The 25,904-nt window shown below is 75.5% G+C and carries 15 protein-coding genes; 3 read left to right on the top strand and 12 right to left on the bottom strand.

From position 1 onward, the window contains the following. Positions 1-43 precede the first annotated feature (43 nt). The 3 genes from BJ999_RS28335 to BJ999_RS28345 are packed head-to-tail and all read left to right on the top strand — an operon-like array spanning position 44 to position 11,800. Complete coding sequence (locus BJ999_RS28335) at positions 44-8,368, top strand: type I polyketide synthase (RefSeq protein WP_218935275.1); 8,325 nt, start codon at positions 44-46, stop codon at positions 8,366-8,368. 22 nt (positions 8,369-8,390) lie between these two features. Next, a complete protein-coding gene (locus BJ999_RS28340; RefSeq protein ID WP_229810591.1) occupies positions 8,391-10,703 on the top strand; it encodes a thioester reductase domain-containing protein in 2,313 nt (770 codons plus the stop codon). Next, positions 10,700-11,800: an alpha/beta hydrolase gene (locus tag BJ999_RS28345; RefSeq protein WP_179836089.1), complete on the top strand. Its 1,101-nt coding sequence runs from the start codon at positions 10,700-10,702 to the stop codon at positions 11,798-11,800. The genes BJ999_RS28340 and BJ999_RS28345 overlap by 4 nt, the downstream gene beginning before the upstream one ends. Positions 11,801-11,849: 49 nt before the next feature. Here BJ999_RS28345 and BJ999_RS28350 read toward each other — a convergent pair whose 3' ends face one another. The 12 genes from BJ999_RS28350 to BJ999_RS28405 all read right to left on the bottom strand — a co-directional run bounded on the left by BJ999_RS28350 (position 11,850) and on the right by BJ999_RS28405 (position 25,895). Beyond that, positions 11,850-12,938 carry a glycosyltransferase family 2 protein gene (locus BJ999_RS28350; RefSeq protein ID WP_179836090.1) on the bottom strand — a complete coding sequence of 363 codons (1,089 nt, stop codon included), beginning with the start codon at positions 12,936-12,938 and terminating at the stop codon, positions 11,850-11,852. 21 nt (positions 12,939-12,959) lie between these two features. Then, the gene (locus BJ999_RS28355; protein WP_179836091.1) at positions 12,960-14,339 is read right to left on the bottom strand and encodes an arylsulfotransferase family protein; all 1,380 of its coding nucleotides are present in this window, start codon (positions 14,337-14,339) and stop codon (positions 12,960-12,962) included. 145 nt (positions 14,340-14,484) lie between these two features. After that, positions 14,485-15,879 (bottom strand): MATE family efflux transporter, encoded by a 1,395-nt coding sequence (locus BJ999_RS28360; protein WP_179836092.1) that lies wholly within the window; start codon positions 15,877-15,879, stop codon positions 14,485-14,487. Further along, positions 15,876-17,699 carry a glycoside hydrolase family 3 protein gene (locus BJ999_RS28365; protein WP_229810590.1) on the bottom strand — a complete coding sequence of 608 codons (1,824 nt, stop codon included), beginning with the start codon at positions 17,697-17,699 and terminating at the stop codon, positions 15,876-15,878. The genes BJ999_RS28360 and BJ999_RS28365 overlap by 4 nt, the downstream gene beginning before the upstream one ends. Before the next feature lie 205 nt (positions 17,700-17,904). Further along, the gene (locus tag BJ999_RS28370; protein ID WP_179836094.1) at positions 17,905-18,654 is read right to left on the bottom strand and encodes a thioesterase II family protein; all 750 of its coding nucleotides are present in this window, start codon (positions 18,652-18,654) and stop codon (positions 17,905-17,907) included. 3 nt (positions 18,655-18,657) lie between these two features. Continuing rightward, the gene (locus tag BJ999_RS28375; RefSeq protein ID WP_179836095.1) at positions 18,658-19,317 is read right to left on the bottom strand and encodes a sulfotransferase family protein; all 660 of its coding nucleotides are present in this window, start codon (positions 19,315-19,317) and stop codon (positions 18,658-18,660) included. A 68-nt stretch (positions 19,318-19,385) separates the two neighbouring features. Then, a complete protein-coding gene (locus tag BJ999_RS28380; RefSeq protein WP_179836096.1) occupies positions 19,386-20,426 on the bottom strand; it encodes a type III polyketide synthase in 1,041 nt (346 codons plus the stop codon). A 43-nt stretch (positions 20,427-20,469) separates the two neighbouring features. After that, on the bottom strand, positions 20,470-21,828 hold the full coding sequence (locus tag BJ999_RS28385) for a condensation domain-containing protein (RefSeq protein WP_179836097.1): 1,359 nt from the start codon (positions 21,826-21,828) through the stop codon (positions 20,470-20,472). Then, positions 21,829-22,461 carry a hypothetical protein gene (locus BJ999_RS28390; protein ID WP_179836098.1) on the bottom strand — a complete coding sequence of 211 codons (633 nt, stop codon included), beginning with the start codon at positions 22,459-22,461 and terminating at the stop codon, positions 21,829-21,831. Beyond that, positions 22,451-23,521, bottom strand: a complete 1,071-nt coding sequence (locus BJ999_RS28395; RefSeq protein WP_179836099.1) for a hypothetical protein — start codon at positions 23,519-23,521, stop codon at positions 22,451-22,453. The genes BJ999_RS28390 and BJ999_RS28395 overlap by 11 nt, the downstream gene beginning before the upstream one ends. Then, on the bottom strand, positions 23,518-25,098 hold the full coding sequence (locus tag BJ999_RS28400; protein ID WP_179836100.1) for an arylsulfotransferase family protein: 1,581 nt from the start codon (positions 25,096-25,098) through the stop codon (positions 23,518-23,520). Before BJ999_RS28400 ends, BJ999_RS28395 begins: the two co-directional genes overlap by 4 nt. A 140-nt stretch (positions 25,099-25,238) precedes the next feature. Then, positions 25,239-25,895 carry a helix-turn-helix transcriptional regulator gene (locus BJ999_RS28405; RefSeq protein WP_179836101.1) on the bottom strand — a complete coding sequence of 219 codons (657 nt, stop codon included), beginning with the start codon at positions 25,893-25,895 and terminating at the stop codon, positions 25,239-25,241. Between the last annotated feature and the right edge of the window lie 9 nt (positions 25,896-25,904).

A 25,904-nucleotide genomic window follows, 5' to 3' on the forward strand; every position in this document is an offset into this window, starting at 1 on the left:
GCACCCCCACCGCTCCCCGCGCAGACCACCGAGAGGACAAGCGATGGACGCACCAGCGCACAGGTTCACCCGGGCGCTCGCCGACTTCGAGCGGCACGGCGCGCGGGCCGACTCCCCCACCGGGCCGCCGGCCTGCGAGCCGGTGGCGGTGGTGTCGATGGCGTGCCGCCTTCCGGGCGGCGCGGACGATCCGGACGGGCTGTGGCGGCTGCTGTCCGGCGGCGAGGACGCGATCGAGGAGTTCCCGGCGGACCGCCTGGACGCCGGGGCGCTCTATGATCCCGACCCCGAGGCCGCGGGCCGGACCTGCACGCGCCACGGCGGCTTCGTGCACGACATCGACGCCTTCGACCCGCGCTTCTTCGGCATCACCACCCGGGAGGCCGCGGCGATGGACCCCCAGCAGCGGCTGCTGCTGGAGACGGCCTGGGAGGCGCTGGAGCGGGCCGGGACCGTTCCGGCCCGGCTCGCGGACAGCCCGACCGGCGTCTACCTCGGCATGCTCGGCAGCGACTACCTCTCCGGGCTGAGCCTGGACCAGTTCAACGGCTACGTCGGCACCGGCTCGGCGCTGAGCGTGGCCTCGGGACGGCTCGCCTTCACCCTCGGGCTGGTCGGCCCGGCGATGACCGTCGACACCGCCTGCTCGTCGTCGCTGCTGGCGGTGCACCTCGCCGCGTCCGCGCTGCGGGCCGGCGAGTGCGACCAGGCCCTCGTCGGCGGGGCCACGCTGATGACCACCCCGTACACGTTCGTCGAGTTCAGCCGGATGCGGGCCCTGTCGCCGACCGGCCGGTGCCGGTCGTTCTCCGGCGACGCCGACGGCACGGCGTTCTCCGACGGCGTCGCGATGGTCGTGCTGAAACGGCTCGCCGACGCCAGGCGCGACGGCGACGAGGTGCTGGCCGTGCTGCGCGGCAGCGCCGTCGGCCAGGACGGCCGCAGCCAGGCCCTGACGGTGCCGAGCGGGCCGTCGCAGGAGCGGGTGACCCGGCGGGCGCTGGAGCTGTCCGGCCTGGCCCCGGCGGACATCGACTACGTCGAGGCGCACGGCACCGGGACCACGCTCGGCGACCCCATCGAGGCCAGGGCGCTGGCGCGGGTGTTCAGGGACACCCGTCCGCCGGACCGTCCCCTCCGGATCGGCTCGATCAAGTCGAACATCGGGCACACGCAGGCCGCCAGCGGCCTGGCGGGGCTGATGAAGGTCGTGCTGTCGCTGCGGCACGAGACGCTGCCGCGCACCCTGCACGTCGAGCGGCCCACCCGCCGGGTCAACTGGGAGGGCAGCGGCCTGCGGCTCGTCGAGGAGCCGGTGGCCTGGCCCCGCGGGGAGCGTCCCCGCCGGGCCGGGGTGAACTCCTACGGGATCAGCGGCACGAACGTGCACGTCATCGTGGAGGAGGCGCCGCAGGAGCCGCGGGCGGCGGCGCCCGCGGCGCGGGAGCCCGCCGGACGGCTGTTCGTGGTCTCCGCACGCGGCGGCTCCGCGCTGCGCCGCCAGGCGGGCAGGCTGGCGGCCCATCTGGAGGACGGCGGCCGGGACGCGCCGCTGCCGGACGTCGCGCACACCCTCGCCAACCGGCGGAGCCACTTCGACCGCCGGGCCGTCGTGCTGGCCGCGGACCGCGAGACGCTCGTGTCCGGCCTGAACGCCGCCGCGGCCGGGCGGCCGGCCCCCGGCCTGGTGCCGTCCCCGTCCCGCGAACCGATCACCGGCGGGCTCGCGTTCGTCTTTCCCGGCCACAACGCGCGGTGGACCGGCATGGGCGCGGAGCTGATGGCCCGCTCGGACGTCTTCGCCGACGCGCTCGACGAGTGCGACCAGGCGATCCGCCGCCAGGTGGGCTGGTCGGTGCTCGCGGCCCTGCGGGGCGGGGACGGGGCCCCCGACCTCGAACGGCCCGACGTGACGCAGCCGGTGCTGTTCGCGTTCGGCTGCGCGCTGACGCGGATGTGGCGGTCGCTCGGCGTCGAGCCCGGCGCGGTCGTCGGGCACTCCCTCGGGGAGATCACCGCCGCGCACGCCGCGGGCGCCCTCACGCTGGACGAGGCCGCCGCCGTCGTGACCCGGCGGGGCCTCGCCGTGCGTCCGGTCGCGGGGCTCGGCGGGTCGCTGGCCGTGGGGCTGCCCGCGGACAGCGTGCGGGAGATGCTCGCCGAGTACGGGACGCGCCTCGAGGTGGCGGCGGTCAACAGCGGCCGGGCCACCACCGTCTCCGGCGACCTGAACGCGCTCATCGCGCTGCGGGCCCAGCTGCAGCAGGACCAGGTCCCCGTCCAGGACGTGCCGGTGGGCTTCGCCACGCACAGCTTCCACATGGACCCGGTCGGCGGCGAGCTGACGGAACGGCTCGGCGACATCGCCGGCGCGCCCTCCCGGACGCCGCTCTACTCGACGGTGCTCGGCGAGCCGGTGCCCGGGGACGCCCTCGACGCCGGCTACTGGGCCCGCAACCTGCGCGAGCCCGTCCGCTTCGCCGCGGCCGTGCGCCGCATGCTGGCCGACGGCTTCCGCTACTTCGTGGAGGTGGGCGCGCATCCCGCCCTCCTGTCGTCGATCAAGGCCGTCGCCGCCGAGGACGGCGTCGAGGTCTCGGTCGCGGGCTCGCTGACCCGCGACGGCGGCGAGCACGACCGCGTCCTGCACAACCTGGCGCTGCTGGTCGCCGACGGGTACACGCCCGACTGGTCGAAGGCGGCCCCGGCGGGATCCCACGTGGATCTGCCCACCTACGCCTTCGAGCGCGGGCGCTACTGGACGTCCGCCAAGGCCGCTCCCGCGGCCGAGCCGGGCGGCATGCCGCTCCTGCACCGGCACGTCGAGGACAGCGAGGTCCCCGGCCGGCACATCGCCCAGGCCGACGTCGACCTGCGCGACGACCGGTTCGGCTATCTCGCCGACCACCGCGTCGGCGGGACGGTCTGGCTGCCCGCCTCGGCGTTCCTGGAGATGGCGTTGGAGGCGTCCACCGCGCTCCAGACCGCCGTCCAGCCGGCCGACGTGCGGTTCGAGCGTCCACTGCGGCTCCGCGAAGACGAACCCGTCCGCCTCCAGCTGGTCGTCCAGCCCGCCGATTCCGCCGGGCACCGGGCCTTCACCATCGCCTCCCGTCCCTCGGGCGCCCCGCAGGCCCCATGGACGAACCACGTCGCGGGTCGGTTCGAGCCCGCCGACACGCAGGAGCCCGAAGAGACCGAGCCACTCGCCGAGCTGCGGAGACGATGCACCGACGAGGTGAGGCTCCCGGACCTCTACGCCGCCATGTCGACCGCGGGGATCGACTACGGCGACGCGTTCCGGGCCCTGAAGGCGGCCTGGAGAGGGCAGGGCGAAGCGCTGGGGCGGCTGGCGGAGACGCCAGGATCGTCCTACCTGCTCCACCCCGCGCTGCTGGACTCGGCGCTGCGCGCGGGCGCGCTGCCGAGCGACGTCCCGGCCGGCGGCGTGTTCGTGCCCGCGGGGGCCGGCCGGGTCCGCTTCACCGGCGTCCGCGCGCGGCCGGTCTGGGTCACCTGCCGCATACGGTCGCTGACCTCCGAGGCGGCGGTGCTGGACCTGCGGCTCCTCGACGAGGAGGAACGGCTCGTCCTGGACGTCCGGGGCTTCGAGCTGGCCGCGCCCGCGCCGGCGGACAGGTCGCTGTTCGAGGTCGAATGGCGGCCCCGGCCGCCCGCCGCGCAGGCGCCCGGCCAGGGGCCGTGGCTGATCCTGGCCGACGGCTCCGGAGTCGGAGCCGACCTCGCCCGGCGGCTCGGGCCGGTGCCGCACGTGCTCGTCCGGCGCGGTACCGCGTTCGGCCCCGACGGCCCCGACGGCTCCGGCGGCTTCCGGATCGATCCCCGGAACCCGGCGCACTTCGCGCGGCTGCTCGACGAGGCGTTCGGCGACGGCCCGCCCGAACGGGTCGTCCAGCTGTTCGGCCTGGACGCGCCGGCCATCGACTCGGCCGAGTCGATGGCGGAGGCCGCCCTGCTGTGCTGCACGACCACGCTGCACCTGGTCAGGGCGCTGGCGGACCGCTCGTGGGACCCCGCCCCCCGCCTGTTCCTCGTCACCCGGGGCAGCCAGGCGGCGGGAGCGGGCGCGCGGGTGGCCAACCCGCAGCAGGCACTCGGGTGGGGCTTCGGCGGCACGGTCGCCCACGAGTACCCGGAGCTGCGCGCCACGCTCGTCGACATGCCCGCCGCGGGCGGGACGGACGCGCTCTGGACCCAGCTCGGCCGCGCGGACGAGGAGGCCTGGGTCGCGCTGCGCGACGCGGGCCGGCTGGTGCCGCGGCTCGCGCGCACCCGGTCCGACGGCGGCGGCGCTGCGCTGCGCCCGGACCGGACGTACCTGGTCACGGGCGGTCTCGGCGGCCTCGGCCGGGTGGCCGCCGAACGGCTCGTCGCGCTCGGCGCGCGGCATGTGGCCCTCCTCGGCCGCGGCGGGCCGGACGCGGCTGCCGCCGAGTGGATCGCCGGGCTCGCCGCCCGGGGCGCGGCCGTCCACACCGTCCGCGCCGACGTCGCGGACCGCGCCGCCCTGGAGGCCGCGCTCGGCGCCCTGCGCGGTGAGGCGCCCCCGGTCGCGGGGATCGTGCACGCCGCCGGCGTCCTGGACGACGCGACTCTGCGGACGCTGACCCCGGAGCGGATCGCCCGGGTGCTGGCGCCCAAGGTGCTGGGCGCCGCGCTGCTCACCGAACTGGTGCCGGACACGGACTTCCTGGTCCTGTTCTCCTCTGCGGCGGGCCTGCTCGGACCGGTCGGGCAGGGCTCCTACGCCGCCGCGAACGCCTTCCTGGACGCCTGGGCCCACGCGCTCGCCCCGACCGGTCGACCGGCCCTGAGCCTGGACTGGGGCGCCTGGTCGCACGTCGGCATGGCCGCGGACGCCGACCGGCACTCGGCGTTCGCGCGGTCCGGCATGGCGAGCCTCTCCCCGGCGGAGGGCGGGGAGCTGTTCGAGCGCCTGCTCGGCTCGTCCCGGCGCCGCCTCGCGCCGATCGCGCTCGACCGGGCGGCGCTGGAGCATCCCGCCGGGCTCGCCGCGGCGCATCCGATCCTGTCCGAGCTGGCCGGTCGCCCCGCCGCCGATCCGGCCGCCGAGGGAGTGGCCGGCCGGATCCGCGCCGCGGCGACGGACGCCGAGCGCACCCGCCTGGTCGAGGAGTTCCTGCGGGGCGCGGTGGCCGAGGTCACCGGCGACGCCGTCGCCGAGGTGCCCATGGGCAGGTCGATGCAGGAACTCGGCTTCGACTCGCACTCGCTCGTCGTGCTGCACGACGCCATCACGCGCAGCCTCGGCGTCGGGACGTCACTGTCGGCGCTGGCGACCATGGACGTGCGGGGGCTCGCCGCCAGGCTCCTCCAGGCTCCGGTCGCAGCGGGCGGGGGCGGGACGGCGCCAGATGAACCGGCCGGGGAGCCGGCGGACGACGCGGCGGAGGTCGTGTTCCGGCCGGTCCCGGCGGACGTGACCCGCCTGCTGCGCACGGAGCAGCAGGGCACGCCGAGCGTGGCCCACCACATCGGCATGGCCGTCCGGCTGGGGCCGCCCGTCACGCGGGAGGCGCTGGCGGAGGCCCTCACCGGGCTCGCGGCCCGGCACGCCGCCCTGCGCACGGCGATCGTGCGGGACCCCGAGCACGGCACGCGGTTCGCCGTCCACCGGCGGCCCGCCGGAGACCTGCTGCGCTGGTCGGCCGTGGACGACGTGGACGCCGAGGCCGCGCTCCAGAAGCTGATGGAACCACCCTTCGACCTCACCGCGGCGCCGCTGTGGCGCTTCGAGATGGTGGAGTCCGCATCCGGGGACCAGGTCCTGGTCTTCGGCGCCCACCACGCCGTGAGCGACGTGCAGTCGCTCATCCTCGCCGTCGCGGAGATCGGCGCCGCGCTGGCCGGCGCTCCCCCGGCGGCCGGACCCCCGCGGGGCGACATCGATCTGCTGATCGAGGCCCGCTCGGCGGCGGCGCCGCAGGAGGAGGACGAGGAGCCGGCGGCGGCGCGGTGGCAGGAGGAGTTCGCCGGCTGCCGCAGGCTGGACCTGGTGGAGAGCCGCCCGGCGAAGCGGACGTTCCGCGCGGGCACCCTGGCCCTCGACATCCCCGGCGGGCTCCTCGACCGGGTGGCGGACCAGGCGAGGAAGCTGGCCGTGACCCCGGCGGCCCTCTGCCTCGGCACGCTGCAGGTGTTCCTCGCGCGGCTACGGGACCGGAGCCGGTTCGTGCTGGCCGTCCCGGTGGACTCCCGGATGCACGCCGGCGCCGCCGGCGCGCTCGGCTACTTCGGGGTCCCGGTGCCGCTCGCGGCCGAGGTCAACGAAGGCGAGCCGATCGCCGACGTCCTGGCCAGGACCGACGCCCGCCTCAAGCGGGTGCTGGAGAAGGGGGCCTCGTTCTCCGGCGCGATGGCCGCCCTCGCCGGCGCCGGCCTGTACCGGGCGGACGCGCCGCTGGTCGAGGTCTACTTCAACCACATCCGGGCGCAGGCGCCGGTGGCGGGCGGCCCGGAGATCGTGCCGGCCGGGACCGGGTACCTCGATCTCGACCTGATGGTCAGCATGGGGCCCGGCCTCGGGCATCTGCGACTGGACCACAATCTCGACATCCTCGACGAGGCGGCCGCCGCGCGCCTCGGCCGCGGCTACCTCGACCTCCTCGCGCAGGTGGCGGACGGGGGCACGGCGGAGCCCGCAAGGGACGCGCCCGCCCTGCCCATAACGGGCGCGCCCGCCCTGCCCATAACGGGCGCGCCCGCCCAGCCCACCGCCTCCGTGGCAGTGGCGGCCACGTTCGCCCTCGGGCACCTGCCCGCCCTCCTCGGCGGCGCCCTCGCCGAGACCGGCGGTGACGCGCCGGTCGTCCTCGCGGCGCCGGACCAGCAACCCCTGGCGAGCGTCCTGGCCCCGGCCGGCCCGCTCGCGCGGCCGTCCACCGTGGCCGGGATCGTGCTGCTGCGCGGCGGCGACCTGGCCCGGTCCGGGCCGGTGACGGACGCACTGGCGGCGCAGCTGGCCGAGGAGTACCCGGCGGCCCTCGGCGCCCTGCACGAGCGGACCCGGAAACCGGTGATCCTCGGCGTCCTGCCCTCCCGCACCGACGACGCCGGGCTCCGGCGGTGGGAGGAGGAGCTGATGTCCCGGCTGGAGGGCCGGCCGGGCGTCGCGGTCGTGCGGCCGGACGACTGGACGCGCGGCCATCCCGTCGCCGACCGCTTCGACGCGGGCACCGAGACTCTCGCCCACCTGCCCTTCACCGCCGAGTTCCAGGCGGCCGTGGCGCTCACCGCCGCCGAGACGGTCCGGGCGATCCTGCGCCCGGCGCCCAAGGTGATCGCGGTGGACGGCGACGAGACCCTGTGGGGCGGCGTCGCGGGCGAGATCGGCCCGGACGCGGTCGACCTGGCCGGGCCGCGCGCGGTCCTGGCCCGGCGGCTGCTCGCCTGGCGCGCCGCGGGCGTCCTGCTGGTGCTGGTCTCCAACAACGACGAGGCCACGGTGCGCGCGGTGCTGGAGCGGCCGGAGGGCGTCCTGCGGCCCGAGCACTTCAGCGTGATCGCCGCGGGCTGGGGCCCGAAGGCCAAGCGGATCAGGGCGGCCGCGGACGAGCTGGGCCTCGGCACGGACGGCGTCCTGTTCCTCGACGACAACCCCGCCGAGATCGCCGCGGTGCGGGCCGAGCTCCCGGAGGTCCTGTCGGTGACGTGCCCGCCCGCGGACGAGCTGGCGGCGTTCGTGGCGCGGCTCTGGCCGGCCACCCCGTGGGCGGCCACCCGCGAGGACGCCGCGCGGGCCGACTTCTACCGGCAGGAGCGCGACCGCGACGAGGCGCGCGCCGGGACGGGCTTCGAGGATTTCCTCGACAGGCTCGAACTGGAGGTGGACGTCGAGCCGCTGTCGGAGGCGACGGCGGAGCGGTCCGTCCAGCTGAGCCGCCGGACCAACCAGTTCAACCTTCGCCCCGCCGTCCTCGACCGGACGGCGCTCGACCGGGCGAGGCGCGGCGGCGAGGTGTGGACGGTCTCGGCGCGCGACCGGTTCGGCGACTACGGCCAGATCGGCGTCCTGGCGATCCGCCCGGACGGCGGCGTGCTGGAGGTCGCGGCCTGGATGCTGAGCTGCCGCGTGCTCGGCCGCGGAGTGGAGGAGCGGCTGCTGCGGTGGCTCGCCGACCGCGCCGGGGCCCTCGGGTGCGCGGCCGTGCGGCTGATCGCCGAGCACACGCCCCGCAACGCCCCGGCGCGGCGCCTGGTCGCCGCCCTCGCGGGAGCGCAGGACACCGGCGGGCGGCTGGACGTGCTGGTCGAGCCGCAGCGCCTGCGGGCGTTCCGCTCCTGGTCCGGCGCGACGGAAGGCGCCCTGGAGGCCGACGGTGAGTGAACCACGGAAGGAAGCGGAGACGGTGAACGGAGCGGATGCGGACGGGACCGGGCTGGCCCCGGTCCCCGACCGCCGCCACGAGGGCGAACTGCTGGAGCAGAGCGGCCGCGGGCGGAGCGATGTGACGGACCTGCTGGCCCGGTTCGGATCCGGAGGCGGCGCCCGGCCGGGCGGGGAGCCGCCGCCGACCGGAACGGACGGCGCACCGGCCGAGGACGGCGCGGAATGGGATCTTGAGCGGCTTGCCTCGGCCATCGCCGCCCGGACGGCGCCCTTCCTCGGCGGCGAGCAGATCGGCGTCGACGTGGACTTCTTCGACGCCGGCGCGACGTCGGTCGACGCCGCCGGGTTCGCCGCGGCGCTCAACCGCGACCTCGGCCTGCGGCTCGGCCTGGACGACGTCTTCGCCGACGCCAGACCGCGCCGCCTCGCGCGGCTGGGCCTGGCGTCCGCGCCGGCGGCGCACCGGGAGCACGGCGACGCCGCCGACGACGAGAACGAGGGCAGGGACGAGGATCTCGACCTGGTGGCGGCCGACCTCGCCCGCGCGGACCGCCTGCCCTGGACCGGCCCGGCCGACGCGACCCCGCCTCGCCACATCCTGCTGACCGGCGCGACCGGCTTCCTCGGCGGGCACCTGCTGCTCGACCTGCTGCGGCGGGGCGACGCGCACGTCGTCTGCCTGGTGCGTGCCGCCGACGCGCGGGAGGGCGAGCGGCGCCTCGGCGAGGCGCTCGCCGGCTTCCGGCTGCCGTGGTCCGCGGAGGTCCGGCGACGGGTGACGGTGCTGCCGGGCGACATCGCCGAGCCGCGGCTCGGGCTGGACGACGGCCGGTGGGAGGAGCTGGCGCGGGAGGTGGACTCGATCGTCAGCGTCGCGGCGGCGGTCGACTTCCTGCGCGGCTACCCCTCGCTGCGCCGCGCCAACGTGCTCGGGCCGCTGACGCTCGCCGAGCTCGCGGCGACCGGGCCGTCCAAGCCGCTGCACCACATCTCCTCGGTCGCGGTGTTCAACGAGGTCGGCATCGCCTCCATGGGCGAGGACGACCCGCTCGCGCGCGTCGACCGCCTCGCCACCGGCTACGACCGGTCGAAGTGGGCGTCGGAGGTGGCGCTGCGGCGGGCCCGCGAGCACGGCCTGACCGTGACGCTCATGCGCCCGGGCGCCATCGGCGGGCACACCCTCACCGGCGCGCACAACCCGACCGACATCGGCAGCGGCCTGCTGTCGGCGTTCTCCCGGTTCCGCAAGGTGCCCGCGTTCCGGGCCGTCAACGCCGCCCCGGTCGACTGGGTCAGCCAGGTCGCCGCCGCCGTGGTGTACGAGCCGGACGGCTGGGGGACGACCTACAACCTCACCGGACGGCCCAACACGCTGCCGGACGTCCTGCACGACATGCGGCTCGGCGGGATGCACGTCCCCGTGCTCGGCTGGGAGGAGTGGAGGGCCGCCTTCCTGGCCGCCATGGAGGCCGACCCGGTCCCCGAGCTGGAGTTCCTGGCGCGGGTCCTGCGCAGCGCGACGGCCGTCAAGCTGGTCGAGGCGACACTCCTCGGCCCGGCGGCCACCGGCGAGCGCACCGAGGCCTTCGTGGCGCGGCACGACCTGCCCGAACCGGTCCGCTACGGCGCGCAGGCGCAGCTGAAGACCTACGAGCGGCTCGCGGAGGCGGGCCTGGCGCGGCTGCCCGGCCGCGACGACCCGCCGTACCTGTCGTTCCACGAGACCCTCGAAGGGACGCTGGGGCCCGCGGGCCTGGTCACCGACACGGTCTGCTCGCTGTCGCTGACGCTGTCGATCGCCGGGATGTACCAGCTCGTCAGGGAACGGCGCGTCGACGTGCGCGGCGAGATGACGTGCGCGCGGCTGCACCCGGAACCGCTGACGGTGGAGTCGGGCGACATCGTCGTCCGCCCCGAGGACGGGATCCCGCTGCGCCACGGACTGCACCATCCGCTGCTGCGGTACCGGCTCGCGCTCCGCGACGCGGGCGGGCAGGGCTGGTGGCTGGAGGGCGTCAAGACCGCCCGCGCGCGCCGCGACCTCTGGCGGCAGGCCCGCACGCTGGCGGTCGAGGTCGGCCGCGAGGGCGAGCCGGCCAGCCTGACCGGCGAGGTCGTCGTGCCGGCCGACGGCTACGTCCGCGAGCAGATCGACGGCATCGAGGTCGATCCCGCGCTGCCGCCGCCGGAGCAGCGCCTGGCCAAGCTGATGTGGCTCGGCTGGTTCTTCGCCCAGGTCGGCTGGGGCCTGCTCGAACCGAGCCTGCGCGCCGGAGCGGAACTGCTGGACCTGCGCCGGGACGTGAAGGACCGCAGGAGGGAGATCCGATGACGGCACGACGGCTCCACGCGCGGCACGGCGCCGCCGCGATCGAGCACATCCCGTTCCGGGCGTCCGACGGGACCGAGCTCGCACTGGCCCGCGTGACCCGCGCGAACGGCTCCGAAGGCGCCGCGGACGGCGAGCGGCCCGCGGTGCTGCTGCTGCACGGCCTCACCGCGTCCTCCGACATGTTCGTCCTGCCGGAGACCCGCAACCTGGTGGACGTGCTGCTCGACGCGGGCTACGAGCCGTGGCTGCTGGACTGGCGCGGCAGCTGCCGGCTCCCCCACAACGACGACGACCGCGCGGGCTACAGCTTCGACGACGTCGCGCTCTACGACATCCCCGAGGCGGTGGCGCGGGTCCGGGAGCGGATCGGCGGGCGGCGGCTGTTCGTCGTGGCGCACTGCCTCGGGGCGCTGTCGCTGTCGCTCAGCATGACGGCGGGCCTCGTGCCGGGACTGGCGGGCGTGGTGGCGCAGGGGGTCTTCCTGACGCCGAAACTGGCCGCCTCGACGCGCTTGCGCATGCACTTCGGTTTCGAGGTGCTGCGGCGGCGCATCCGGCACGTCCCCGTCGACTTCCGCAAGGCCGGGTTCCGGTCCAGGTACACCCCGCTGTTCGCCCTGGCGTCCCTCGGGGCGGACTGCCCGGACCCCACCTGCCAGATGCTGCACAACTCCGCCTGGAGCGTGGGCGCGTCGCTGTTCGTCCACGACCAGCTGGACCGGCGCACCCACGAACGGCTGGCCGACCTGTTCGGCAGCGCGCCGATGTGCGTCATCCCGCACCTGCGGCGCATCGAACTGGCCCACACCGTGGTGCGGTGGAACCTCTCCGACGGCCGCTACCGCGCGCTGCCGGAGAACGCCCTGGACGCCGCGGACCGCATCGACTGCCCCGTCCTGCTGATGTCCGGAAGCGAGAACGGGCTCTGGCTGGACGCCAACAAGCTGTGCCACGACGTCCTGGCGGCACGGCACCCGCGGCTCGACGTGCGCTACGTCGAGATCCCCGGCTACGGGCACGTGGACCCGTTCATCGGCCGGAGCGCCGCACTGGACGTGTTCGGGCACATCGTCGAGTTCCTCGACGAGCGCCGGTGACGGCGGGGCCGGGCGGCTCGGGGGGCCACCCGGCCCTCACGCCGATTCCTCACAGGGGAGCGCCGACCTCGTGGGCGCAGGCGCGTTCCGCCTGCGGGACCAGTTCCCGCCAGTCGCGCACCGGCGTGCCCGTCCTCGGCTCCCCGGGGAACATGTTGGGCAGCAGGTGGTACTCCTCCGCGTACGCGAGGCCGAGCATCCGCAGCCGCTTCTCCAGCCGCCGCTTGACGAACGAGTCCGAGCTCGCGCCGTAGCGGCCGGCCGCCGAGCCCGCCAGCCGGAACTTCTCCTCCGTCCACTCCCGGCCCCGCAGCGGGAAGTGGTGCATCAGCAGGGACGCCTCGCTCTCGACGACGGGCCTCCTGCCGGGCGGGGCCGCGATGGTGTGCCGGCCGAACATGAAGCGGAGCGAGCCGGGCTCGCGGACGCGGAGCAGCTGGTGCTTCCAGTGGCCCGCCGGGCACGACGGGTTGTCGTGCCAGCGGGCGTTCGGCAGCTCGTCCAGCGGGTGGTGCCGGGGCTTCGGCGCCGACGTCCGTCCCGGGTAGTGCTCCAGGACGCGGCTGCCGACGGTGTCCACCGACGGCGGCAGCGTCCGGACGAGGTCGCGGATCGTGGTCCCCCGCGGGCCGCGCGGGAACTCGTCGGCGTCCACGACGATCCACCACACCGGCCGTCCCGCGGCCCGGGTCCGTTCGTCGATGACCTCCAGCATCCGCCTGGTGCGCCGGAGCTCGTCGAACTTCCCGTCGCTCTCGTCGCGTATGACGGTCGCGCCCGCGGCTTCCGCCTCCGACGCCGAGTCGTCGTCGGAGGCGTCGTCCAGGACGAAGACCTCGTCGGCTCCCTCCAGGAGGAGATTCCTGACGGTCGCGTAGATGACGTCGTCCTCGTTCCAGACCTGGGAGAGGCCGTAGACGAGCGGCTCGCCCTCCTCGGCGTCCCCCTCACCCGGGAAGGCCCGGCCCGGTTCGAAGCTCTGCCACGTCCTGACGTACCTCCTCCACCACGGCGCGGCGGGCGGGTTGCGCCGGCGGAGGCGCGCCAGAGCCAGTTCGAGCCCGTAGTGCGGATAGTCGAGGACCCTGGCGTCCGGCCCGTCGTCGAAAAGGAACTCCTGTGTTTCCCATACCTTCATGTCAGGCCCCGGCTCGGTCGGTCAGCGTTCGATCGGCGTGACCGGCGAGGAGCCGATCGTGCGGCCGTCCGCGTCGAGCGCGTCGACCCGGACGAAGGCGGCCCCGTGCGCGTCGGGCAGCTTGACGGCGGTGTCGAAGCCGTCCCACTCCGCGGTGTCGACCTCGCGCAGGCCGTCCTCGGACGGGCCGGCCGACAGGCGCCAGCGGGCGACGCCGGTGGCGCCGTTCCAGACCGCGTGCACCTGGCCGCCGTCGAAGCGCGCCTCCGGCGGCGCGTCCGGCCGCCCGTGCCACTCGTGCCGGTAGACCCGGTAGGTGCTCCAGAGGGGTCCCTCGGGCATCTCGGCGTCGAACAGCAGCTCGCCGTCCGGGGAGAACTCCGAGATCCTTCCCGCGGCTCCCCAGCCGACCAGCGTGTTGCCGTTCGGCAGCCCGTACGCGCCGCCCTCCACGGGACACGACAGGTGCTCGGGGTGGGTGATCTGCCGGACGTGCGTCGCCACGCCCGTCCCTGGGTCGACGCGGATCCACACCACCCGCGACTCGTACCCGAGCATGCCGATGTTGGCCCCGTTGTCGAAGATCCGGTGGACGTTCCCGCCGACGGGCTGCGCGTCGTGCGGCCAGTTGAACCGCACCCCCACGCCGAGCGCGAACGTGCTGGCGCCGCTGCCGAGCTTCCAGAGGACCTCGCCGGTCCGCCGGTCGACCTTGTACACCGCCTGGGAGCTGCGGGCGGTGATCACCAGGTCGCCGTCGTCGTCCACGCCGACGGCGTTCACGTGCAGGTGGTCCCAGGGCCCGTCCCCGGCCAGCGCGACGGGCAGGTCGCTCTCGCCGAGGGGGATGTGCTCCAGGCCGCTCCAGTGCAGCAGCACCTCGCCGGTCGCCACGTCGATCTCCTCGACGACGCTGTCGATCGCCGTGCCGTCCGCGGAGCCGCCGACCGGCGACAGGTCCCACGGCCTGTTCCGGTAGCCGACGACCAGCGCGGTGCCGCGGTCGGTCAGCAGGAACTCGTGCAGGTCGACCGGCAGGTCGCCGCCGAGCCGGACCGAGGCGATGACCCGGTAGGAGGTGTCGGCGACGTAGCAGGTGCCCATGCCTACGCCGGTGTTGGTCGCCTCGCCCTGCCACCAGGTCAGCACCGGCCGCCCCTGGTAGCTCTGCACGCGCAGGTTGGTGGCGTACTCCCCCTCGGGCAGCGGGAGGTACCAGACCACGCGCCCCCGGTCGTCGGCGATCTGGAGGCCGTGCGGGGCGCCGGGCTCCAGGATGGACTGCGGCGACATGAACAGGTGGCCGGGCGCCACCCCGTCGCGCAGGGTCGTCACGTTGATCCGCCGGATGCCGGCGTAGTCCGGCATGGCCGCGGTCGCGGGTTCGGTCGTCTCGCCCATGGTGTCCTCTCGTGCGGCGGCGTCCGGGCAGGGCCGCCCGGACGGGCAGGCGCGGCTCACGCTATGCACGCCCGCGCGGCCCGCCCAGCGCCGATCGGGCGCACCTTCGAGGGGACGGGACGGCGCGGCGCGTACGGGCGGACGATCAGTCCGGGCGGACGGGGGACGGCGGCGCGGCGCCCCGGGCGGGCTCCTCGCGCGACGTCCGCCGGCGCCGGTCCTGGGCGCGCACGAACGCCACCGCGGCGAGCACCGCGAGCACGCCGGCGGTGTTCATGGCGCCGATCGTCACGTACAGCGGGACCGGGCCGCCGGCGCCCCGGCCCGCCAGCGCGCCGATGCCGACCGAACCGGCGACGTACACCGCCGACGCGGCGAGCGCCAGGCGGGCGCCGCCGGTCTGCTCCAGCGCCATGAGCGCGGTGAGCACCAGCCCGAGGACCACGAAGCTCGGGCCCACGATCGCGATGTAGCGCGCGGTCTCGCCGGCGATCCGCTCGTTCTCGGCGGTCAGGTGGCCGATGACGCCGCGCAGCAGCCACAGCACGGGGACGATCACGGCGTACACGGCCAGCGTCGTCCGCAGCGCGGCGCCGAGCACCGCGGCGACCTGCTCCCGGCCGGACGCGCCGAGGCTCTGGTTCATCAGGATGGCCGCGGCGGAGCCGAGGACGACGGCCGGCATGATGACGAGGTTCTGGACCGTCGTCGCGGTCGCGAACCCCGCGATCACGTCCGGGCCGAACGGCTTGAGCATCAGCACGAACGCGAAGTTCATGCCGAACATCACGATGTTGGTGAGGCTGACCGGCACGCCGGTCCGCAGCAGGTACCCGAGGACCTCCGGCCGCCAGCCCCACTCCCTCAGCAGCCCCGTCCGGGCGAGCACGACCATGCCGAAGGCGCCGGCGGTGAGGCCGTTGAGGGCCGTCGCCAGCGGCAGCGCCGCGATGTCCAACCCGCAGCCGAAGCCCAGCACCGCGAGCCCGGCGACCTCCACCGCGCTGCCCACCAGCATGATCAGTGCCGCCGGGCCGGCGCGGCCCGCGCCGCGCAGCGCCGACGCGCACAGCACCGGCCACGCCAGCGTGAGGTTGGCGAGCGACATCCACCGCAGGAACCGCACGAACAGGTCCTTGCCCTGCGCGTCCGCGCCGAGGACGTCCGCCAGGGCCGGCGCCGCCAGGCTCAGCCCGATCCCGAGCGCGAGCCCCGTGCCGAGCCAGACCACCGCCACGCTCATCGTCGTGGCCCCCACGTCCCGCTCGCCGCGCCCCGTCCGCAGCGCCGTGATCGTCTGGTTGGTGACGTCGAACGCGACCTGCACCCCGAAGAACAGGAACGCCAGCGGGAAGTACAGCGACCGGACGCGGATGGCCTCGTCGCCCATCCAGCCGAGGATGGCGACGATCACGATCGGCACCATGATGGCGAGCAGCTGCGCGGCCGCCATGGGCGCCGCAAGGCGGGCGATCCGGCGCCGGTGCGCCGCCCTCACCGTCTGCGGCGACTGCGCCGCCTGCGCCGTCGGCGCGGTCATGGGCGGGCCGGATAGGTGAGGCCGAACCCGTACGGGAAGAGCGGATCCTGGCCGTCGCCGTGGTTGATCGGCAGCTGGTCGGCGCTGCGCATCCAGGTGACGGGCAGCTTCCCGGTCGCGCCGGCGGCACCGAACAGCACGTCGGCGACGCCCTGCCCCTCGGTGCCGGGGAGCCAGCAGGCGACCAGCGCGTCCCAGCCGGACAGCTCCGCCGCGACGTCCAGGGGACGCCCGCTCACCAGCAGCACCACGACGGGGATCCCGGCGGCGCGCAGCCGCGCGATGATGTCCAGGTCCACGGGGTCCAGGCCCATCCCGGCCGGGCGGTCGCCCTCGTCCTCGGCGTACGGCTCCTCCCCGACGACCGCGATGGCGACCTTGCAGGAGGCGCTCACGCCGCGGCCGTCCGGGTGGTGGCGGACGGTGGCGCCGGGGCCCGCGGCGGCGCGGATGCCGTCCAGGATGGTGGTCCCCGCGGTGACGGGCCCCGGCTCGCCCTGCCAGCTGATGGTCCAGCCGCCGCACTGCATCCCGATGTCGTGGGCGCTGCGCCCGGCGACGACGATCTCTCCGCCGGGATCGAGCGGGAGCAGCCCCCCCTCGTTCCTGAGGACCACCAGCGAGGCGGCCACGGCCCGCCGGGCGAGGGCGCGATGCTCGGGGCCGCCGATCCGCCCCGTGTAGGCGCGGTCGGTCAGCGGGTGCTCGAACAGGCCCTGCTCGAACTTCTTGGTCAGGATGCGCCGGTTGGCGTCGTCGATCCGCGCCATCGGCACCCGCCCGGCCAGCACCTCGGCGCGCAGGGTCCCGATGAACCTCCGCCACTCCTCGGGGACCATGACCAGGTCGATCCCGGCGTTGACCGCCGCCCGGACCTCGGCCGGGCCGAACGCGTCGGCCTCGTAGATCATGTCGAGGCCGTTCCAGTCGGACACGACGATGCCGGAGAAGCCGAGCTCCTCCTTGAGCACCTCGGTGACCAGGTACCGGTGGCCGTGCAGGCGCAGCCCGTTCCACGAGCTGTGGGAGATCATGACCGATCCCACGCCGCGCTCCAGGGCGGCGAGGAACGGCGGCAGGTGCAGCGCCCGCAGCTCCTCCTCGGCGAGCCGCGTGTCGCCCTGGTCGTCGCCGTCCTTGGTGCCGCCGTCGCCGACGAAGTGCTTGGCGGTCGCCATGACCGAGGGCCGGGGGCCGACGCGCGGGCCCTGGAGCCCGGTGATGAACGACGTCATGGCGATGGGCAGCTCGGGCAGCTCGCCGAACGACTCGTAGGTGCGTCCCCAGCGCGGGTTGCGGACGACCCCGAGGCACGGCGCGAAGTTCCAGGTGATGCCGGTGCCCGAGACCTCCTCGGCCACCGCGGCGCCGATGTCGCGGACCAGCGCGGGGTCGCGGGTCGCGCCGAGCCCGATGTTGTGCGGGAAGAGCGTCGCGCCGACCACGTTGCCGTGCCCGTGGACGGCGTCGACGCCGTACAGGATCGGGATGCCGAGCGGGGTGGCCAGGGCGGCGCGCTGGAAGTCGTCGTACATGTCCGCCCAGGTCACGGGGTCGTTCGGGGTGGGCACCGATCCCCCGCCCGACAGCACCGACCCGAGCCGGTACGCGGTGACGTCCGGCGCCCCGGCCTCCAGGCGCTCCGCCTGGGTCATCTGGCCGATCTTGTCGTCCAGGCTCATCCTGGCCAGCAGGTCCTCGACCCGGGCCGCGACCGGTACCCGGGGGTCGCGGTACGGCGGGGCGTGTCCGTCGTCACGGCGGGGGTCGATGTCATGGGGTACATGCCTGTCATGGGGCACGGGCCTGTCAGGGGGCACGGCCCTGTCATGGGGCACTGCTCGGGCGGCGGCGTTCTCGATGGCGTCCACAAGACACCGAGGCTGCACGCGACGGCCGCCGTTGAGGAGCCTCCAACGGTTCCTCCTCTTGTCCTGCCCCATTGGGCAGCCCGGGGCCGGGCACGGCGGCATGCCGGACGGGGCGACCGGCCAGCGCCGGCCGCCCCGCCGCCCGTCCCGCCCGCTAGCCCGCCGCGCGGCCGGCCGCCAGCCGGTCGAGCACGATCTCCGCGATCCGCTCCCGGTGGTCGTCGAGGAAGAAGTGCCCGCCGGGGAAGACGAACCCGGCGCCGTCACCGGAGCCGTGCTCCCGCCAGGCCAGCGCGTCCTCGACCGGGGTCATCGGGTCGGCGTCGCCCGCCAGCACCACGATCGGGCAGGCGAGCGGCGGCCCCGGGCGGTAGCGGTAGGTGTCGATCGCCTGGTAGTCGCCGCGCACCACGGGCATGATCATCCGGACGAACGCCGGGCTGTCCAGCAGCCGCGCGTCCGTCCCGCCGAGGCGGGTCATGTCGTCCAGCAGCTCGCGGTCGCCCATGGGGTGCGTGCGCTCCTGGCGGCTGCGCGCCGGGGAGCGGCGCCCCGAGACGAACAGCGCCGGGGGCGGCGCGGCGAGCCGCCGCGCCACCTCGAAGGCCACGATCGCGCCCATGCTGTGGCCGAAGAACGCCGCCGGCGGCAGCCCGGCGACCTCGGCCGCGAGCCGGTCGGCCAGCTCCGCGAGGTCGACCGGCACCGGCTCCCGGCGGCGGTCCTGCCGTCCGGGGTACTGGACGACGGTGACCTCGGCCGCCGGGCTCAGCGTCTCGGAGAGGCCGTGGTAGGCGCTCGCGGAGGCGCCCGCGTAGGGGAAGCACAGCAGCCGCGGCGCCCCCTCGTCCGCCGGGTGGAACCGGCGGAACCACCCGGCCCCTCCCCCAAGCGCTCCGGGCATCGCTCAGGACGCCGGGACGGCGTCGGGGTCGCCGCCGGTGACGTGCTCGCGCAGCAGCGACTCGAAGTCGTCGCGGTCGTTGGAGCGGGGGAACGGCTCGTCGGGCACCGCGACGCCGAGGAAGTCGCACAGCGGCTCCCAGCCCTGGGCGACCTCGAAGACCAGCAGCCGGTCCGGGTCCACCTCGCGGCGCACCGCCTCGTTGTGCTCGGCGAACACGCGCCGCGCGTGGTCGGGGTCGGTGAACCGCCCGCCGAACTGGCCGTCCCACACGACCTCCCGCGACATCGCCCGCATCTGGCCGAGGACGGGGGTGGCGGGCGGCGTGGGGTCCATGGCGGCGCGGTGGATGGTCGACGCCGCGCTGTCGTACCAGCGCCGCGGATCGCGGACGGTGAGGATGACCTTCGCCTTCGGGTAGAACTCGGTCAGCTCCCGCCAGAAGCGGGTGCCCGGCCAGTCGACGCTGGACCGGTACCCGCGGTAGACCTCGTCCCAGTCGGTGGGCCCGCCCTGGGCTGCGCGCCGCCACAGCGGGATCTCCTCCGCGCGCTCCAGCATCCCGAGCATGTGGTGGCACGGGCCGAAGCCGAGCCTCTCCAGTGCGGCCTTGAGGGAGAAGGTGCCGGTGCGGCCGAACCCGGCGCCGATGACTTCGAGCATGAGGGGCTCCTTCGATGGTCGTTGCCGTACTTTCCGGGCCTCGGATCCGCCGTGCCCGGGGCGGTCGGTCAGGCGCCGCGCAGCAGGACGCTCCAGACGGTGGCGCCGGGGCCGAACGCCATCACGAGGCCGTGCTCCCCGGGCCGGGGCGGGCGGGCGTCCATGAGGCGGCCGAGGACGGCGAGGACCGCCGGCGCCGCGGTGTTGCCGTACTCGCGCATCACCGCGCGTGACTCCGCGACCGACTCCTCCGGGAGCCCGAGCTCCTCGGAGACGCGGTCGATGATGCGCCGGCCGCCCGGGTGCACCGCCCACCAGGCGATGTCCGCCCGGGTGAGGCCGTTGCGGGCCAGGAGCGCGTCGGTGGGGGCAGCCACGGCGGCGGCGGTGACGTCGGGCATGGTCGGCGCGAGCCGGACGTCCATGCCGGAGTCGCCGACGTGGACCTGGAGGTCCCCGGCGTACCGCGGCACCGACACCAGCCCGGAGTCGAGAACGTCCAGGCCCGCGATCCCCTCCCCGCCCGGACACATCACCACGGCGGCGGCGCCGTCGCCGAACAGGGTGAGCACGACCGCCTGCTCCTTGTCGTAGGGCGGCGGCTGGAGATGCGGGGAGAACAGGTCCACGCACAGCGCCACCGCGGGCCTGCCGTGCACCTCGACCCAGTTCCGGCACGCGGCCAGGGTGGGGGCCGCCGCGTAGCAGCCCATGGGGCCGAGCGAGAGGAACTCGGTGTCCGGCCCCATGCCGAGCTCGTGGACCAGTGCCTCCAGGCCGGGGGCGGAGTGCGTGGTGGTCGTCGTCGTGATCAGCAGGCCGACCTCGTCCGGGCGCAGCCCGGCGCGCTCCAGGGCGCGGCCGACCGCCTCCCGGCCGAGGGCGCGCGCCTCGGTGAGGCCGCGCCGCATCCGGCGGGCGGTGCTCCAGGCGCGCGGGTCCTCCACGAGCGGGTTGACCGCCATGCCCTTGGTCTCGATGGCGGAGTTGCGGACGATGTCGCCGACCGCGTCGCCGCCCTCGTCGTCCCGCAGGAACGTGGCCAGCTCGTCCATCTTGAGCTGGGGCGGCGCGGCGAAGGTGACGTGGGTGATCCTGGCTGGCGGCATCGCGGACGCCCTTCCTGATGCGGTGCGTTCGGTGGGTGACGGGTCAGGAGACGGGGTCGATCTCGTCGAGGCGGACGTCGCGCTCGGCGAAGACGACCAGCAGGCGCTCGATGGCGTCCAGGAAGGAGCGGATCCGCGCGGGCGAGAGGTGGGCGGTGTCGGCGAAGAGGCTGAGGCGGATCGCCTCCGGGTCCTCCAGCACCTCGAACGCCTCCAGGAAGAGCGCCACGGTCGCGCGGTCGACCTTCTCGTTCCACTCGAAGGTGGACTCGGCAGGCGGCGCGGCCGGCTCCGCGGCGGGCCGCCCGGCGCAGACCGGCGTCCACATGTCGTTGAAGCACACGTCGAGGACGGTGGTCGACGCGTCCCTGATCGCGGCGACCGGCTCGGGGTCGTAGCGGGCGTTGCGCTGCGCCTGCAGGGAGGCGGTGCGGGCCGCCGCCACAACCCCCTGCAGGGTGCTGGCGCGCAGGTCGACGACGAGCGGCGTCTCCTGGCTGAGGGTCGATACCATGCGCCGCAGCTCGGGACGGCCCCGGTTGCCCGACGGCATCCGCATCGCGCAGCGGTCCAGCCCGGTGTGCGCGCCGACGAGCGCCGCCGTCAGCGCGAGCAGCACGTTCGAGGTCCCGGCCCCGCAGCGGTCCGCGGCGCGGCGCAGGGCCCGCGCGGCGGTCTGCGAGCACAGGTCGCCGCGCCAGTAGCGCGCCTCCTCCGGCGTCCTGGAAGGGGTGGGGAACATGGCGGGCGGGGCCGCGTCCAGGGCGGCCCGCCAATGGTCGAGGGCCCGTTCCAGGACGCGCCGCCCGGCCGCCGACCGCTCCTCCTCCGCCAGGTCGAGGGGCTGCGCCGCCCCGCCCTCGGGCTCGCGGCCCTCCAGCAGGTCGAGGAGCTCCCCGTACACCACGCGGGTGCCGAGGAAGTCCGAGGCCATGTGCGACATCCCGAACATGACCATCACCGGCTCGTCTCCGACCGTCCCGATCCGGATGCGGAACGGCAGGCCGTCCACCAGGTCGTAGGGCGTGTCCTGCATCTGGGGCCACCAGCCGCCCACGATCGCGAAGATGTTCTGGTCCGGGTCGACGGCGGCGACCTCCGCCGCCAGCTCGCCCGCGCGCAGCACCTCCTGCTCCGGCCGGGCCGCGTCGCCGCCCGGTCCCGGCCGGAAGCGGGTCCGCAGCGACTCGTGCCGCTCGACCAGCCGACCGAACGCCTCCAGCACCTGGTCGGTCTTGAGGCCGGGCGGCAGCGGGCCGCCGCCGAGCACGTTGGCGAACGAGGGGAGGCCGGCCATGCTGAGCCGCGCCTCCGCCCACATGTCGAGCTGGCCCCAGGTGAACGGGCCGGTCCCCCCGCGCGCGCCGCGGAACGGGACCCGGTGAACGGTGATCTCGGTCATCTACGATCCTTCGTGTCCAGTGCGGAGCGCCCTGCGGAACTCGGCGGCGTAGTGCTCGCCGATCCGGGTGGGCAGGTTCCGGTGCGGGCTCAGGAAGTGCGGGACCAGGTCGGCCCGGTGCCAGCGCCAGCCGCGCGGCCCCCGGTGGGGACGGGTGGAGGCGGGCAGCGTCCGCGCGGCCTCCCCGCCGGGCGCCGCCGCCTCCCCGTCCGGTGTCTCCCCGGGGGCGTCGATCCACCGCTCCGAGGCGTCCACCAGGGCCAGCGCCTCCGCCGGAGGCGTCGCGGGCGAGAGCGCGTCCCACAGGACGGCGCGGGTCCGGAACCGCGCCTCGCGCAGCTCGGGGAACCGCTCCGCCGTCCGCACGATGGGCAGCACGGCGCGCGCGGTCACCGCCTCGCAGGCGAGCATCGCCAGCACCGGACCGCGCGCCGGCGCCTCCGCCCCGGCCGGCGCGAACGGCGGCGTCCAGTGCCGCTCCCGCGGGCGGGCACCGCACGACCGGCACGCCACCAGTCGGACCGCGACGAGCGTCCCGGTCCCGTCGGTGGGGACGAACGGCGCGGGCCGCAGCTGGGCGGCGGCCTCGCGGCGGGCCATCGCGGCCGCCCGCTCCCTCAGCTCATCGGCCATCGCGGCCTCCCGGGTTCGCGAGGCCGTGCCGCACGGCGGCGACGCCGAGCGCGACGAGGACGTCCCGGCCGCTGCCGCCGAGCAGCGCCCGGTCCGGCCCGGCCAGCCCCGAGTCGACCCACGACCCGATCGCGTGGCGGGTGAACGGTCCGCCTCCGGGCGGGACCGGCGGGTGGCCCGCGGCGTCGGTGCCGAGCAGGTGCCCCGCGGCCCACACCTCGGCGGCCACCGGCACGAGCTCGCCGGGCAGCCCTTCGATGTGGGGCCCGGCCGCGTCCAGCACCGCCCGGGGGTCCACGCCGACCAGGGAGCACGCGTCGTACCAGTGCCAGGCGAACTTGTGCTCGACCGGGTCGCGGTCCACCATGCGCAGGCCGCACCGCGACTCCAGCAGCTCGACCGTGTACGGCCCGGGGTCGGCGCCGGTCCGTCCCGTCCAGTGGGCGGCGGGCGGCCGCTCGCCGGGGGCGAAGACGGTCGCGCGCAGCTCGCCCCGGTGGCCGACGATCGTCTCGTCCACGCCGTGGTCCACCAGGTGCGGCACCGTCGCGACGACGGGGATCCCCTGCTTGCGGCAGAAGACGACGACCATCTCGTCGTCGTCCTGGACGTCGTCGGGGATCTCCGCCAGGTAGGCGGCCAGCTCCCGGGCGCGGTCCACGGGAAGGACGAAGCCCTGGCACGGCGTCCACTCGGTGAGGGACAGCGGGGCGTAGGAGGCGCCCGCGACCGCCGCGCGCCGGACCAGGTAGGAGTTCTGCGGGCTGTTCCAGTGGGAGTAGAAGGAGACGCCGTCCTCCGGGTGCCGGGCGACCGTCTCGACCACCTGCTCGGCGAACCCCGGGGCGAGGGCGATGTCGTCCTGGAGCACCATGTGGTGCGTGACGCCGTCCTGGATCCGAGCCCAGGCGCGCTTGGCGGTGCGCAGCGGGCTCGGGGCGCCGTCCGGGTCGGGGTCGCAGACCGGCGTGGCGTTCAGCGGGGCGCAGGCCCGCACGAGCGGCGGGATGCGCTCGGCCCGGCGCGGGTGGTACATGATCGAGACGCCGACCCTGATCATGACGCCTCCGTGTTCGGCGTGACGGCCGAGGTCCCGAGCACCCGGCCCGAGGCGTCGAGCGCCTCGGCCTTCAGGTAGCGCGGCGCCGCACCGGCCCGGGAGGGCGGGCGGACCGCGGTGTCGAGCCCGTTCCATCCGGCCCGGGCGTAGGGCTTCAGGTCGTCCCGGGCGTCTCCGGCGAGGATCCGCCAGCGGGCGACGCCGGTCGCTCCGTTCCAGACCGCGTGGACGGAGCCGTCCCGCACGCTCACGGTGGGCGGTTCGGCGGGGCGGCCCGTCCACGCCTGGCGGTAGAGCCGGTACGAGGTCCAGCCCTGGGGCAGCGTCGCGTCGAAGAGCAGGGCGCCGCTCCGCGAGAACTCCGAGATCCGTCCCGCCGCGCCCCAGCTCACGGAGGTGTTGCCGTTGGGGAGGTCCTGCGCGCTGCCCTCGTGCGTCGACGAGACGTGCGCGGGGTGGGTGATCTGCCGGACGAGCCGGGTCGTCCTGCGGGCCGGGTCCACGCGGATCCAGGCGACCCGCGACTCGTAGCCCTCCAGGAGCTGGTTGGTGCCGTTGTCGAAGATCTTGACGGTGTCGCGGCCCGCCGGCGTCGCGTCGTGCTGCCAGCTGAACCGCACCCCGGCGCCGAGCGGGAAGCTGGTGCGGCGGCCGCCGAGCCGCCAGATGATCCGGCCGGTGCGGCGGTCCACCTTGAACACCGTCGACAGGTGGCGGCCCGAGATCAGCAGGTTGCCGTCGGTGTCCTCGCTCACGGAGTTGACGTGGAAGTAGTCGAAGGGCTGCTCGCCGTACATGAAGGGGGGAGCGTCGCTGTCGGCGGGGGGCACGTGCGCGAGGGCGCTCCAGCTCATCAGCGTCCTGCCGGTGGCGATGTCGATCTCCTCGACGACGCTGTCCTCCACTTTGCCGTCCTTGGCCCCGCCCAGGGACGACAGGTCCGCCGGCACGGTCCGGTAGCCGGTGACCAGCGCGGTGCCCCGCGGGGTGATGCGGAACTCGTGCAGGTCGGCCGGGGCCGTGGTGCCCCGCACCGTGGCGATGACGCGGTAGTTCTCGTCGGCGACGTAGCCGGTGCCGATCCCGCCCCCGCGCGTGGTCACCGTGCCCTGCCACCAGGTCAGGACGTCGCGGCCCCGGTAGCGCTGCACCCGAAGGTCGGTGGCGAACTGGCCGTCCGGGACCGGGTGGAACCACACCGGCCGCCCGTGCTCGTCGAGGATCTCCGGACCGTGCGGGCCGTTGACCGCGGCCGGGGCCTTGGGCGACGCCTGCGCCAGGGCCTGCGCCTGCGCCTGCATCGGGCTCTGCGCCGGGGCCTGCGCGCCGCCCCCGTCCGTGGGCGGGCCGGAGGGCTGGGGAGTGGTGAACAGCAGGCCGGGCGCGGTGCCCGGCCGGAGCCTTCGGACATCGAAACGGGGCGCCGCCGAGCCGTCGCCCGCCGGGGCGCTCACCGGCGCGGCCGGCGCGGAGGGTCCGCCCGGCCGCGTCCCGGCCGGTTGCGCCCCACCGAGGACGATCAACAGGCTCAGCCCGCCGGCGGCGGCGGCGGACGAGCCCAGGTCGATACGGATCACGCGTCTTCTCCTCCATCGGGCCGGGCGGTCTCCCGGCCCGGCTCACGCCATGCTCGGCCCGGGAGATCGGGACGCGTAAGGCACCGATGGACGCGCGACCAGCCGGATGGATGTGCATGTCCGGATGGCCAGGCCCGCCGCTACGCCGCGGAGATCATCCCCTGCCGGATGGCGATCACCACCGCGGCGGTCCGGTTCGGCGCGCCGAGCTTGAGCATGACGCTGGTGACGAGCCGCTTGGCGCCGTGGTCGGAGATCGAGAGGCGGCGCGCGATCTGCTTGTTGCTCAGCCCCTCGGCCAGCAGCGCGAGCGTCTCGTTCTCCCGCGGGGTCAGCACCGCGGGCCGCACCGACCCGGACGGCACCGGCGAGCCCGCGCGGGCCAGCAGCTCCCGGCCCACCCGGGCGGGCATGGGCATCTCGCCGAGCATCATCCTGCTCAGCGCCTCCCCGAGGTCCGGGGCGGTCAGGTCCTGCTGGATCAGGAACCCGTCGGCGGCGGCCGCGCCGCCGAACGACGAACCGGACGCCTCCAGCTCGTCCAGCAGCATCAGCACCTTCGTCCGCGGCAGCGCGGCGGTGAGCTCGGACGCCGCCGCGCCCTCCGCGCTCGTCACCACGAGCGCGTCGACGTCTCCCCCGGCGACGGCGGCCTCCACCGAACGCCGGGTCGTGCAGTGTCTGACGGAGCCGACGCTCGGCAACAGGTCCAGCACGGCCTCCAGGCCGCGCCCGACCACCACGTTGTCCACGTAGATCACGACGTTCAGGCAGTCGGTCGCGATGTTCTCGGTCATGTCTCCACG

Source organism: Actinomadura citrea (assembly GCF_013409045.1).
Classification (GTDB): domain Bacteria; phylum Actinomycetota; class Actinomycetes; order Streptosporangiales; family Streptosporangiaceae; genus Spirillospora; species Spirillospora citrea.